This window comes from Barnesiella sp. B2-R-119, from assembly GCF_023656675.1.
Classification (GTDB): Bacteria; Bacteroidota; Bacteroidia; order Bacteroidales; family Barnesiellaceae; genus Barnesiella; species Barnesiella intestinihominis.
In genome coordinates, this window is the sequence record NZ_JAMOKL010000004.1 from 229,260 (window position 1) to 243,783 (window position 14,524).

The 14,524-nt window shown below is 44.5% G+C and carries 11 protein-coding genes and 1 tRNA gene; 5 read left to right on the plus strand and 7 right to left on the minus strand.

Annotated features, from left to right (window positions below; genetic code table 11):
- From NBH06_RS09295 to NBH06_RS09305, 3 genes are all read left to right on the plus strand, one after another.
- Positions 1–74 (plus strand) — tRNA-Asn (locus NBH06_RS09295).
- Between the two features lie 178 nt (positions 75–252).
- Complete coding sequence (locus NBH06_RS09300) at positions 253–1,179, plus strand: magnesium transporter CorA family protein (protein WP_155012889.1); 927 nt, start codon at positions 253–255, stop codon at positions 1,177–1,179.
- Between the two features lie 90 nt (positions 1,180–1,269).
- Entirely contained in the window at positions 1,270–2,103 is an 834-nt protein-coding gene (locus tag NBH06_RS09305) for an HAD family hydrolase (protein WP_250794010.1), read from the plus strand.
- Between the two features lie 72 nt (positions 2,104–2,175).
- Here NBH06_RS09305 and NBH06_RS09310 read toward each other — a convergent pair whose 3' ends face one another.
- Entirely contained in the window at positions 2,176–3,120 is a 945-nt protein-coding gene (locus NBH06_RS09310) for a DMT family transporter (RefSeq protein ID WP_250794012.1), read from the minus strand.
- 217 nt (positions 3,121–3,337) lie between these two features.
- Here NBH06_RS09310 and NBH06_RS09315 point away from each other — a divergent pair, with 217 nt between their 5' ends.
- Together NBH06_RS09315 and NBH06_RS09320 are read left to right on the plus strand one after the other, a co-directional pair.
- A complete protein-coding gene (locus NBH06_RS09315) occupies positions 3,338–4,195 on the plus strand; it encodes an alpha/beta hydrolase (RefSeq protein WP_250794014.1) in 858 nt (285 codons plus the stop codon).
- Between the two features lie 13 nt (positions 4,196–4,208).
- Positions 4,209–4,901, plus strand: coding sequence for a Dph6-related ATP pyrophosphatase (locus NBH06_RS09320; RefSeq protein WP_250794016.1), 693 nt, complete (start codon positions 4,209–4,211; stop codon positions 4,899–4,901).
- Between the two features lie 73 nt (positions 4,902–4,974).
- Here NBH06_RS09320 and NBH06_RS09325 read toward each other — a convergent pair whose 3' ends face one another.
- The 6 genes from NBH06_RS09325 to NBH06_RS09350 all read right to left on the minus strand — a co-directional run bounded on the left by NBH06_RS09325 (position 4,975) and on the right by NBH06_RS09350 (position 14,510).
- A complete protein-coding gene (locus tag NBH06_RS09325; RefSeq protein ID WP_250794018.1) occupies positions 4,975–7,155 on the minus strand; it encodes an alpha-N-acetylglucosaminidase in 2,181 nt (726 codons plus the stop codon).
- 4 nt (positions 7,156–7,159) lie between these two features.
- Positions 7,160–8,254, minus strand: coding sequence for an acyltransferase family protein (locus NBH06_RS09330; RefSeq protein ID WP_250794020.1), 1,095 nt, complete (start codon positions 8,252–8,254; stop codon positions 7,160–7,162).
- Positions 8,245–9,498 (minus strand): GntP family permease, encoded by a 1,254-nt coding sequence (locus NBH06_RS09335; RefSeq protein ID WP_250794022.1) that lies wholly within the window; start codon positions 9,496–9,498, stop codon positions 8,245–8,247. The genes NBH06_RS09330 and NBH06_RS09335 overlap by 10 nt, the downstream gene beginning before the upstream one ends.
- Positions 9,491–10,636: a glycerate kinase family protein gene (locus tag NBH06_RS09340; RefSeq protein ID WP_250794024.1), complete on the minus strand. Its 1,146-nt coding sequence runs from the start codon at positions 10,634–10,636 to the stop codon at positions 9,491–9,493. Before NBH06_RS09340 ends, NBH06_RS09335 begins: the two co-directional genes overlap by 8 nt.
- 41 nt (positions 10,637–10,677) lie before the next feature.
- The gene (locus NBH06_RS09345) at positions 10,678–12,846 is read right to left on the minus strand and encodes an alpha-N-acetylglucosaminidase (protein WP_250794026.1); all 2,169 of its coding nucleotides are present in this window, start codon (positions 12,844–12,846) and stop codon (positions 10,678–10,680) included.
- A 140-nt stretch (positions 12,847–12,986) separates the two neighbouring features.
- Complete coding sequence (locus tag NBH06_RS09350) at positions 12,987–14,510, minus strand: right-handed parallel beta-helix repeat-containing protein (protein ID WP_250794028.1); 1,524 nt, start codon at positions 14,508–14,510, stop codon at positions 12,987–12,989.
- Positions 14,511–14,524 lie beyond the last annotated feature (14 nt).

Sequence of the window (14,524 nt, forward strand, 5' to 3'; positions counted from 1 at the left end):
TCTTCAGTAGCTCAGTCGGTTAGAGCATCTGACTGTTAATCAGAGGGTCGTTGGTTCAAGTCCAACCTGAAGAGCTTCGGGAGTTCGTTCATAAGACGGACTCTTTTTGTTCAATCAAACCGATAAATCATGGACGATTCAAACTCACGAACGTACACAAGTAGTATTAACATCTCCCGTGGGAGTAAGTGAGATTTGATGTCGAATCTTGCGGGCTCCCTTCGGGATACAAAAAAAGAAAGGAGCAACGCAATGAGAAAGTATCTCTTTTGTGAAGCAGGTTTTATCGAAAAACCCAATTGGCTTCCCAACTGCTGGGTAAATGTCGAATGCCCTACACCCGATGATTTCGATTTCCTCGAAAATGAATTGAATGTACCGGCTGCATTTTTACACGATATTGCCGACACCGACGAACGTCCCCGTATCGATTCGGAAGGAAATTGGTTGTTGACTATTTTACGTATCCCCATCTTCGTAAAAGACAACAACATTACCTATACAACCGTACCTATCGGGATTATTACCAATAACGAAATCATCATTTCGGTCTGCTATCATTCGACAGCCATGATCCCCGATTTCATCGAATATACCCGACGTAAAGGAATAAATGTCCCCAACCGATATGAACTGATTCTCCGTCTGATATACTCTTCTTCCGTATGGTTTCTCAAATACCTGAAACAAATCAATAACGAAGTCAGCACAGCCGAAAAAGAGTTACAACAAAGCATACGTAATGAAGACCTTCTCCGTTTGATGAACTTGCAAAAATGTCTGGTCTACTTCAACACGTCTATCCGAGGAAATGAGGTAATGATAAGAAAATTGCCCAAAATATTCAATGAGAAGGATTACCAAAGCCCCGAACTTTTGGAAGACGTGATGATAGAATTGAAACAGGCCCAAAATATGGTGAACATTTACAGCGACATTTTAACCGGAACGATGGATGCTTTTGCCTCCATCATCTCGAACAATGTCAATACCATCATGAAACGCATGACCAGCCTTTCCATCGTTCTGATGGTTCCCACTTTGATAGCCAGTTTTTATGGCATGAACGTAGACATACACATCGAAGAACTTCCGCACGCATTCTCTTTAATCGTTTGTTTCTCCGTGCTGTTGTCTGCTTTGGCCTTCATTGTGTTCAGAAAAATCAAATGGTTCTAAGATATTTTATCGGATAACGGTGGAGTACCACCGTTATCCGAGAGCTTGATTCCGAAAATTATAAAAACGCCCCCGAAACAGTACCCGATTATGACAACCAGAACACTTTATATCTCCGATTTAGACGGGACTCTACTCAATAGTAATTCGATCGTAACCTCCCATTCTATCAAGAATATCAACCATTTACTACAAAAAGGTATGCTCTTTACGATAGCTACGGCTCGAACACCAGCTACGGTCGTTCCCCTACTGAAACAATTACAGCTCGACCTTCCGGTAGTACTCATGAATGGAGCCGTACTCTACGACATACGAAACAAACATTACATACAAACGAATGGATTCACCGATGACTCGGCCCTCCGTTACATCTCGGTGCTCGAAAATAGAGACTTGATCCCCTTTGTTTACCGAATCGAGAACAATAAACTCCAAGTGTTTCACAAACCTCTCGTAAACGATATACAACGGGATTTTAAATACAAGCGGGAAAACACTCCTTATAAAGATTTTATACCCACCGACAACTATACGGCCGAACTAACCGATAATCCTCCCCTATTCATGCTGGTCATCGACCGTTTCGACAAGCTCGAAACAGCAGCAGCCGAAATAACCCGTGCCGGAAATTGTAGTGTGTTCTGTTATCGAGACATCGCTGTTCCCGACTATGGAAATCTGGAAATATATCCCAAAGGAGTTTCCAAAGCAGCGACAGCCCAGCTTATAATCGACCGAATAAATCCGTGGGAAGTCGTAGCTTTTGGCGATAACCTCAACGATTTACCCCTCTTTAACTTGGCAGACCGCCGATATGCACCGGCCAATGCCACCGAAGAAATCAAAAGACAAGCGACGGCTATCATTCCCGACAACGACCACGACGGGGTAGCCCGATTCCTTTGCGAAGATTTTCTATAAATCGCCCTTTATTTATAAATAAAATATAGATATATTATAAATAATATAGAGCAATTATATACTAAAAATCAATTACTTATCGACAGCATTATTTTGTCCAGCCATTTCCGCCTCTACTTGTGCTCTCGATTTACTGGTTGTCACCACATAAACACCCAAGAAAACAAGAAGAATGGCAAAACCCTTTTTCAAATCAAAGCTATCCATTCCCCACCAAACAGCCAACAAAGAAGCGACTATCGGCTGGGTATAATTATACATGCTTAAAATAGTCGGTCTCAAACGTTTTTGTCCGATAGAAACCAACATATAAGATAAAAATGTAGCACCGAATACGACAAAAAACAAATCGAGATAAATCGTGCCGCTAAGATCGGAATATGGGATGCTCAACAAATCGTTTCCCCCGAGCGGCAAACAGCAAATCGCAGAAAACAAGAACATCCACTTCATCAAAGTCACAGGTGTATACCGGCTTATCAAACCCTTGAAAGCCACATAATAAATAGCAAAACTGATTTCAGCGACCAAACAAAACAAGTCTCCCATAACCCGGCCACCCGAAAGCCCTTCCGAAACAGTACCCGCTCCGTTCAAAATAAGCATTAAAGCTCCCGAAAGCCCCATAAATACACCCACAACCTTCTTGCCGGTCATAGGTTCTTTCTGGATAAATGCAGCCAATATCATGGTAATAATAGGAGCCAAAGAAGCGACGACCGAAGCATCTATCGGCGTCGTATAAGACAATCCCAACACAAAGAAACCCTGATTCAATGTTATCCCGAACAAAGATGCTACGAAAAGCAAAAGCAAATCTCGTTTAGTAACCGGCTCCCGAGGCATAAACAAAGAAGCAATCCAAAAAAGAATCGCCGCTCCGGCCATACGCATGTTGGTTAGCGAAAACGCCGAAATCGTTCCAGTCAAAAAGATTGCTTTGGAAATAGGCGACATAATTCCCCATAAGAAATTTGCCGTGAACATAGCCGAATGGCCTTTTAATTTTTCTTTCATTCCCTTGCTGTTATTTCGGGCGCAAAAGTACAAATTGTTTCCACAATAAAGATTTTTCATACGACTTTTATTTCTCCGTCTTTTTCCGTTCACACAATAAAGAATTATCTTTGCAATAAACCGAGGAAACAGGCAAGCCACGGCTCAGCCCCGATAAACCGACACAGCTCCCTCTTATACGACATTTAGCAAAATATTTCACCTAAAAACAATACACATGAAATTCAAAAGTCTTATTTTTATAGTTCTTGCAGCTTCTATGACTTGTACCGACATTTACGCAGAAAACAACCGCCCCATCGACATAGCTTTATGGGAAAACGGGCCGTTAGAAAAGAACGACGATGAAGGAAAAGCATACGACGAAAACGTCAGAATCTATCGACCCTCGATCAAAGTCTTTCTACCCGAAGGGAAAAATACAGGACGAGCTGTCATCATGTGCCCGGGAGGAGGATATGCCCTTCTGGCCTACGACCACGAAGGATATGCCTATGCCGACTACTTCAAACATCAAGGCATCGCCCTCATTGTCCTCAAATACCGCATGCCGCACGGAAACCACAAAGTCCCCATGTCCGATGTTTGCGAGGCCATGCGGGTCGTAAAATCTCATGCTGCCAAATGGAAGATAAACCCCGAAGACATAGGAATTATGGGCTTTTCCGCCGGCGGACACTTGGCTTCTACTTTCGCGACCCACTATCCGGCAGAATTACGGCCAGCTTTCCAAATACTCGTTTATCCGGTAATCTCTATGGACGAAACGATAACTCACAGCGGGTCGAGAGAAAATCTCATCGGGAAGAATCCGAGCAAAGCACTCATCGATTACTATTCCAATGAGAAACACGTCAACGCAGAGTCGCCACGAGCTTTTATCGCCCTTTCCAATGACGACCGAGCTGTCCCTGTCGAAAACAGCCTCCGTTATTACAAAGCCCTGCATCGATATCAAATACCGGTCTCATTGCATATTTATCCCACAGGAGGTCACGGCTGGGGATATAACGAGTCGTTCCGATTCAAAAAAGCCGTTCATGATGAACTTTCCGATTGGTTGCGTTCATTTTGAATAAGCTCCAAACATGAAAACAAAAGCATATTTTAATTGGAGCAGCGGTAAGGACTCGGCTTTGGCCCTATACAGAGCGTTAAACAGATTCGACATCAAAGCGTTGCTTACGGTTATCGACTCTACGAACAACCGCATTCCCATGCACGGAACCAACCTCGACCTATTGAAAGCACAATCTCAAAGCATAGGAATTCCGCTCGTTACCTGTGATATAAATACCGAATATTCAGAAGATAAATACAAAATATCTTTACAAGAAATCATAGACAAATTCAAAAGTCAGGAAATTTCCACTGCCCTATTCGGCGATATTCATTTGCTGGAATTAAAAATCGGCAGAGAAGAAAAATGCAGACAAGCAGGATTAAAAACAGATTTTCCTTTATGGAACAATTCACCCCAAGAGCTATTACATGAATTTATAGACTCCGGTTTCAAAGCCATAATCACCTGTGTCGACAGCAGTGTACTCGACAAAACTTTCGTCGGCAGAATGATAGACTATGATTTTATAAACGATTTACCCGACGGCGTCGATATCTGCGGCGAAAACGGAGAGTATCATTCATTTGTTTTTGATGGCCCTATCTTTAAAGAACCCGTTCCCTATCACTTGGGCCCTGTATCGTATAAAGAATACCCTTGTCAAGATCTGAAACAGAACACCGGATTCTGGTATATCGACATCTACAATGCTCCCTAACAAAAAAATCTACAAGAGGATAACGACTGCATTGTCGTATCCCCTTGTAGAATAACATTATAGGGAAATCGGCTTAGAGAGATTTCTCAATCCTCGGCCCGTATTTTTCCAACAAATGACGAGCTGTATCCAACAACGAACCCTCCCTGTGTATCTGAATAGGAGTAGTACTATCTACCCACTCTTGCTCAAAAGTCGCAAGCCGGCTCTTCAATTCATCTTTATCCAACTCTATTCCTTTCTCCGCCGCACCGATCACAGCATCAAAATAAATTTCCCATCGTCTGGCATAATAATCGTTCAAAAGACCGGCCCATGTACGACTCGCATAATCGTTCAAACTACCGCCCCATGTAGTTATTAAATTACGAGCATTTTTCTCATAATAATTTTTCAATTCGTCGGTATCGCCCAAACTGCGGGCATCTTCAATCCATTTATCCAACGATGCCCGGTTGTGGAAAGAATTCAACAACTCCAAATCGGACAGTATCTCTCTCATTTCAGAAGCCTTTTCTTTCAACCCGGGAACATTCCGTTTCTTATAAAAACCGTCAAATTCTTTTTTCACGGCCAAAAAATAATTGCCCAAGAGTTGACGACCGGTCATAATCACATCTATCTCGAATGCATCTCTGTCGCAAGACGGAACTTCCAATAAAAGCTCCCACACCCGCAGCAATGTAGCGTTATCATACTCGTTACTGGTCCGTGTATTATAGTTATCTCCCAATTTCGGCCGATATCCGGGCAAAATACCTAATGTACGAGGTACTTGTACAAAAACATCATCAAACAATATCTGCCAAGCCTCGCGTGCCGATTCCGAAACGGTTCCTACGTGCCTATCCGCCAAACGCTCCACCCAATCCTGTCCATTCACATCTATCGTCCACGCCTTCTCAAAGATATATTCATAAGGGAACTGATTGATATCCAGTCCTTCCAATGTAGAACCTATACCTTTTAAGTTGTCTCCTCCATTTATCAAAGCGTTATCGAGCCTGTCACCGCTCTCCTTTACATTTCCGGTCAACGTGGTATTACCTCCGAAATTTCCTAAATAACACCAGATATAAGGCTGTCCATGAAATTTCTCCGTACTTTTCCACAGCTCTACATTTTCACAATGATAATCCAACAAAACCAATTTATCGGACGGAACCCCCGTCAACAGAGCTTTCACCCGAGGTGCAGTCCACAATTTTCGATCGTGATAAAACATCCATGTCATTTGCAACCACACGGCATCGGGGTCGGCAGCAGCCAACGATTTATACATATCCGAAGATACCTGTGCCAGATATTCGGGCTCCCAGCTCGGCGGATCCACCTCGTTAAAAGGATCCACACCATAAATATGGTCTGTCCCGAACATCTTTTCCTGTTCTTCCAAGAAACTCTTTTGAATCTCTGCAAAAAGCGGCTCTTCAGGATTCAAGAAATGACAGCGATACGAATCGCCGAAACCCGCCCATTTCCCCAAATATTGAATATTGGCATCGGGGTGAATCCGTTTCAAGGCAGCCGGCACATGACCTGCAAAAGCGGGCAATACCGGCGTCATGTTCAATTCGCGCTCACGAGCCAAAATCTTTTTCTGCAACTCGGCCTGAGATTCCAACCATTGCATGGGTAACGGCCCGTTCCAGCCATCGATATTCGCCATGCGATGCCACGGCAAATAAACCGGGCCCGTAAAATAAGAACGAATCTCTTCATCGGTCAGCCCTATTTTTTTCCACACTTTATACCATACCATCTCTTGGCCGGTTATAGCTAATGGCATATTCACTCCGTTCAACGCCATCCAATCGATAAAACGCTCCCAGTCCTTCCATTTCCAAAAAGGCATGGAATACCCGTAAGTACAATAATTCAAGAAAAAGCGATTATCCACTTTCGCTTCTACGACGACCGGTTTTTCCACCATAGGCAACACATCGGGCATTTCGACCGGAATATCGGCATACCACGATACAGTCGTCAGACAATAATATTTCAAATAATAATTCAATCCGGCAGCCATCGAATTGGCGTTATTCCCACTAATGTGGATTTTTCCGTCCTTACTTTCCAACGAATAGTAATCCCTATCCTCCTCAGGAACTATCTCGAACACGAATTGATCGGCATATTGGGGGATTAAACGGTGAGTAAGTTGTTCCACGGCCAACACATCGTGATCCTTCGAGGAACAAGCCGTCATTCCCAATAGCATAAAAAACGAAGCAATAAAAAATAGTTTTTTCATCTTTCTATAATTTGATATAAATATGCTTTTTGTACAAGAAAAAGGCAATGAGCCAATTAAACATAAGAAAGGCGAGCGCATAGGCCAAACTGCCTCCGTAATTCCCGAAAAGAGGCTGCCATATCCCTTCAAACGATATTGTCGTCCATTGGAGTTTACGGAATAACCCTCCGGCAATTTCACTGAATATATAAATCGACAACGGATTTATGCCTACTACCAAGAACGGAAACGACCAGCGCGTCCTCTTCGAATCGTCGATAATATAAATGAGTGTCGCAAAAATCAGAGAGGTGATACCGCAAGTTACCAAAACGAAACTCGGCGACCACAGCCGTTTGTTCAAAGGAGCGGCATAGCTCCACAGATACCCGACAACGAACATCGATGTACCCCAAACCGCCAACTTCACGATTTGTGAACGTATCTCTTTTTCCCCGACGATAACCTTTCCGCAAAGAAATCCTATCATCACCTGAGCTATTGCCGGAATCGTACTCAATATCCCTTCGGGATCGACGAATTGAGCTCCGCCCAAATACATATGAGATTTTCCCAACACGGCATAATCGACCATAGAGACAATATTCCCGGCACATTTCTCAAATCCGTTCCCGAAAAGTTGCAGCAAATAATACCCGACAAGCAAAACGGCGATAATCGTCGGGAACAAACGATGACGAACAGTCACAGCCAAAAGAGCAACAATCCCGTAACAGATTCCCAGTCGCTGCAATACACCCATAATCCGTAAATTTTCAAGCGTATTGTATTCACCGGTAGCAATAAACGCCAAAATCCATTTGAGGGCGACACCCGACACGAAAATCAATGCCGTGCGCCGCAGGATTCGGGCAATCGAAACCCGCCAATCGAAATTCGATTTATTGAGCGACAAATAAATAGAGACTCCCATGATAAACATGAAGGCAGGAAAAACAAGATCGGCCGGTGTAAATCCGTCCCATTTCGCATGTTTCAAAGGAGCATATGCATATCCGCACGCTCCTGCATTGTTGACGAGAATCATGCTGCAAACGGTAATACCCCTCAACACGTCCAATGAAACCAACCGTTTAGAAGTTCTCGTCAACGACATATCCAATACATTATAATCGAGAATAAAGTTAACACGGCTCCGATAAGTGTTTCATAAGGAATCAGTTTCAACCGGTCTCTAAACGTCAAATCGCAAACCCCTCCCGTAGCATGGAAAAACGACCCGTGAGGCAAATGATCCAGCACGGTAGACCCGGCATTAACCATCGCTGCACCCCATATCGACGAAACGCCCACTGCTAAAATCGTATCGGCAAAAGAGGCAGAAGCCAACGTAGCTCCCGCCGTAGTCGAAGCCGTAGCAGCAGACATTAAAATACCGGAAATAGGAGCAATCATATCCTTTCCCATACTCACATGATCCAACATGGCCAAGATATAATCTTTCAAAGTCGAATCTTTAATCACTCCGGCAATAGTCCCTGTACCGATCAACAACACGGCTATCACCGACATTTTCTGTAAACCGAATTCGATACTCGGCAATGCATTTTTCCATTGCCGCATACATATCAATCCACACAATCCACCTGCCGGAAGAGCTACCAAAGGGTCTACGGTGATACCACACAAAGGTCGTAAAGCCAACAGGAAAATAGTCACGACGGGAGCCACCAAACTACTCCATAACGAAGGTAATCCATCGTCGTTTCCCATCTCCTCCTCATCGGTATGGACCTTACGAGGTTTCACCGGGAAAAAACGGGCTATCACGAACACAGTAAACAACAAACCTATTATGGCCGGTATAATATTGGCAAACATAACCGAGGGCAAATCGGCTCCAAAATTCTCGGCCGCAATAATCGTGTTGGGATTGGGCGAAATAATATTTCCGCTTTTCCCTCCACCTATCATCACAAGCAGCAGTTGCGGAGTAGGAATCCCCAACCTCCGACCGATAGACAATGCAACCGGAGCTACCGTTATCACCGCTACATCGATAAAAACGCCTACCGCACACAACAACATCGTGGCAAACGCCAAAGCCAAATAAACACGTTTCTCACCCCAAAACCTGATTATCGCATTTGAAATAGTCATTGCAGCTCCTGTTTTTATCAGAACACCCGACAATACCCCCGCCGTCAGGATACGCAACACAGCCGAAGAGACATCTTTCACGCCCTCGGTCATCGACACAACGACTTCTTCCAAGGAGAAGCCTCCGGCCAAACCACCGATCAAAGCGCCCAAAATAAGGCTATAAGCCGGTGAAACTTTCTTGATTATCAAGAATATCGACACCAGCAATCCGATTAATGCACCTACCGTACTATCCATGTGTTCCTATTTGAATGGTTCGCATAATCTGTGTGACGACCTGCCTTATATTCTTCAAAGCAAAATCCCGATCCATTGCCTCCTGCAAAGAAACCGGAGCCGTCTGTATGGAAAAAATACTGGCAAATCCCATCTCGTTCAATATTTCGCACGCCTCCACACAACCGCCTATGGCAATTACCGGGACAGCCTCCTCTTTCGCATAACGCAAAATTCCGCCCAATGCTTTGCCCATACCGGTCTGTTTGTCCAATTTCCCTTCACCGGTAAAAATCAAATCGGTTCCCTGTATCGTCTCCCTGAAACGGAGCATATCCAAAACAATATCAATTCCCGATTGTAACTCGGCATTCAAGAATGGCAACACGCCGCCACCCAAACCTCCGGCCGCACCGGCTCCCGGAATTTCCGAAATATCCATCTGCCTCGTCTCCTTTATCACTTGCGCATAATGAATCATTCCCTTTTCCAAAAAATCGACTTCATCGGGAGAAGCACCCTTTTGGGGAGCGTAAACAGCGGCAGCTCCGCGACTACCGTAAAAAGGATTATTTACATCGCAAGCTATCGTAAAAGAAGTTTCACACAACAATTTGTTAGCCGAAGAACCGTCCACCCGAGCAATCTTCCCCAAACTTTCGCCAACAGGAGGAAGCTCCTCGCCCCGCTCGTCCAAAAAACGATAACCCAACGCCGCCAACAAACCGATACCTGCGTCGTTAGTGGCGCTGCCGCCGATACCCATGACAATGCGACGACACCCCCGCTGCAACGCATCGGCAATCATCTCGCCGGTTCCCCATGTAGTCGTGAGCAAAGGATTTCGTTTCTCTTGCGGAATCAAAGGCAAACCGCTTGCAGCTGCCATTTCCAATATAGCGGTCGATCCATCAGAAGTAATTCCGTATGCCGCTTCCATCGGATTCATAAGAGGATCGTGGACACGGCACGATACCCGCTCGACGGACATATTCGAGCAAATCGCTTCGACCGTACCTTCACCTCCGTCGGCCACAGGCACTACCACCACCGCACATTCGGGAAACACGTCGATAATCCCCTGCCGCGCAGAGGCTGCGATTTCCTGCGAACTCGCACATCCTTTGAAAGAATCAAAAGCCAAAATTACCCTTTTCATCACTCTCGCTCCAAAACTTTCCAAATTTAATAAAATAAGACCTATTCCCCTTTATACCGTTCGACCAATTTAATCGCGCTTTGTAACGGATCTTCGAATGACGTAGAGGTATTGTGCCACGGAGCTTTTATCCAATTTTCCTCCCAACGGTCCAAATCGGCCCGCTGTTCCGAAAAATACAACTTCATACGGGGAATATAATAATCCTTTATCAACCCGCTCCAAAACCGGGCGGCATAATCTTCTTGGAAACCACCCCATGTCGTAATCAACCGCTTGGCATTAGCTTCATAGGCATCTTTCTCCAAATCCGTTTTCCCCCAATCGCGAGCCATATCTACCCACTCTTCCAGTCGATACAACGGATGCGAGGCCAACAACTTATCCACATCTAAAAGAATCTCGACCGAACGATCCAACTGCTGCATAGCTGCCACCCGATTCCCCAAAGAATCTTCTTTCAAAGCCCGTTTATAACAGTCATCAGCTTTGGCGGCCAAATAATAAGAAGCATATTCAATGGCATCATTCACATACAGCGGCGACGATTCCAAACTATCGGCACACGACAAAAACAGTTCGACACCTTGCAAGAACGAATCGCTCACGTCCAACTTACTGATTCGACGGGTATCCGGGACAACCGTTTGCCAAGTAAACCGGGGGTAAGAATACAACGAGCTATAAACTGTTTCCTTGAACCGCAGCCAAGCACTATCCATAGCCGCCGGGCAACCGCCGTAACGAGCCTTACAATAAACGGGCAACCAAGAATCCAAATCTATCGAATCGGCCGTCCAACCCATATCGGCCAACAGTTCATAAACGACCTCATTATTTTCAAGCCCTTCGGGAGCAGATCCGAACCCGACCAAATTACCGGCATTCGCACTATGCAAAGCTTCGGCCGAAGAGGTCGCATACATCTGCAAATCGCCCGTCATCGGAGTCTTTCCCCCAAAGTTCGGCACATAACTGAATATCCATTTTTTTCCATAAAAACCATCATGATTTTTCCACGTTTGTTCAGTACCCCAAACCCATTTCGGATAATCGTTTCCCAAATCGATAATAATCATTTTATCGTCGGGAACCTTACTCAGCAAAGCCTGCAAGCTAGCCTTGTCCCAAAAATCGTGTTGATATCCGAAAGTCCAGCCTTGCGTTACCCAAACGGCATCGGGATTACCGGCCGCAATCGAATGATATATAGATTCGCCGTATTGTGCCAATAACTTGTGTTTCCCGTCATCGTCACCCTCGGCGACAGGCAATTTCATCTCATTGAAACTATCCGACAGATAGTAAGTATTTTTCCCAAACTCTTTTTCCCACTCTTCGATAAAAAGTTTTCCTATCTCCTTAAAGTAGGGAGTCTCGGGAGGCAATACATAAGCGTTGTATTTTTCATCGAATCCGCCCCATTCCAAATGTTTGAATTGTATCTCGGGGTGTCGTTCGGCAAACGCAGTAGGTACAAAACCGGCAAATGCAGGAGCAATAGGCTCCATACCCAGTTCACGCATTCGATTTAATATCTTGTGTTGCAGTTTTATCTGCTCCTTTTGCCAACCGTCCGTAAGCGGGCCGTCCCAACCATTCAGATTCCCCATACGATGCCACGGCAAATGTGCCGGGCCGGTAAAAAAAGCCCGTATATCCTCTTCTTTCAATCCCATTTTCAGCCACACTCGCTCGGCAATCGCCTCGCTCGCTACGGTAGCCAACGGCATATTGACTCCCCGCAGAGCCATCCAGTCGATTTCCTTTTCCCAGCGTTCCCAATCCCAATACGGAGTTGTATAACCAAAGGTACACACATTCAAGAAATATCGGTACTCATACGGCGTAGTCTGCTTTTTCAAAACAAAATCGGGCCAAGTCTCAGGCAACTCCATACGCTCCCCGCTCCATGTTTTCATCGCCGAGCAAGCCTCTCGTAAATAAGTATGGAACGCATAACAAATAGCCACCGAGCTGCTGCCTCTCAACGTGAGAATACCATTTTTAGCCTCTACCTCGAAAGTCTCTTTCCCATTCTCAGGAGCTATCTCCTTTAACTGTATACCGGCCGCTCTCTCCCCGATTTGCCGCTCAATTAAATCAAAAGCGGGTTGTATTATGCCGTCTTTCTCGACCGAAGACGAGTTACAAGCACACAGTACGATACAAAAAAGCACAAACAAACTACTTGATATGTGGTATTTCATGGAATTATTTTTTTTTAATTAAACCTATTACCGAATAAAAATCGTGTCATGAACCACTTACAGACCCGATATTCCATAATATCTCTTGTAAGAACAGAAGCAACTCACGACACGATTTTCATGAACCTATACTCTATCTATCACTTTATGATAAGTTTCTGTATCGCTTTATCAACAACGATCAAATAAACACCTTCTTCTATCGGCAATTCCAAAGCCGAATGATTGGCTATGATTCCTTCATAAACCAATCCGCCGGTCATACTGTACACCTTAGCGGTAGCAGCTTTATCCAACCCCGTTGCATAAACGATATTCCCACTATTCCAAATGCGAACAACATCTTTTACATTTCCTGTGATACCACTCAAAGAAGAGTACTCTACGGCTCCCACCGAAGGAGTAGCAGGACGCGCATTACCCAATTGATCGACCGTGGGAATCTCCACGCCATCTACCACGGCGATACCTGCACCCGAAGCAATACTGTTTTCTGCAATCATCGCAATCTTCATATCGCCCGAAAGAACACTTGTCTGGTGATTATAGCTCACATCTCCCCCGTCCCACGGATTTTGTTCGGTAGCGGCGAAAATGACATCGCTATCGAAATTAACGGCTTTATTCGAACCGTCGGCAAAAAATCCGTCAGAAGCAGCTACGTATAAATTGTTCTTGCAAACCGGTAATACAGTTTGGGGCAAAGGTTGGTTATTAGCATCGACTTGTCCTGCCATATAAAAGGCAACTATATCGAATCTCGATTCGTCGTCCATCCACGTATTGCTATAATTTTCAGCAAACAAATTATTCACGAAAGTAGGCTTCATAGTAGTGGCTGATCTTGACCATACGCAAAGAGCACCACCATTGCTTCCCAAATTACCGACAAATGTACAATTTACAATAACCGGAGAAAAAACATCAACAGTGGTCGCTGTCTGCATATAAATAGCGCCACCACGATCGTCTGCTGTATTGTTGGCAAATGTAGAATTAGCAATATAAACACGGGGAGACGGGTTCTTTGCCGTCGCATTTACTCCTATGGCACCACCCGCAGCCCCTTCATTTTCCACGAAAGAACAATTTTCAACACGCAATTCCGAATCTCCATAAGCACAAACGGCACCGCCTCCATAAGAAGCACCGCATCTGTTTTTGAGGAATAAGGAATTTTTCAAAAAAGCATTGGAACCACTCACCCGCATCACACCGCCATTATTGACTTTACTGCTAAGAGGTTCGTAATTATTCGAAAACTGACAGTTATTAGCGTTCAGTGTCGAATTGCCACTCAATCGGATAGCAATATTCTTAAAACCATCGATGATAAGATCGTTTAATGAAATCACAGATGCTTCACCGACCGTAAACAACGATTCCAACCCTTTTATGGTTACTCGTTTTCCATTCTTTTTATTGATACCGTTAAAAGTTAGCGTCTTTCCTTTGATGGCAATACCGGTTCCTTCACCGTAATCCAACACTTCTCCATCGAAATTAAACTCGATGACACTGCCCGATTCGGCATGTTCAATCACATACACCAACCCACCGGCTGCTACCGGGTCCATGTCGGCCGTCGTTACTTCCAAAGTTTGTGCAAACATCGTACTTGTACACAATGCAAGTACACACGTTAAAAATGTAACCTTCTTCATAATAATTTAAAAAT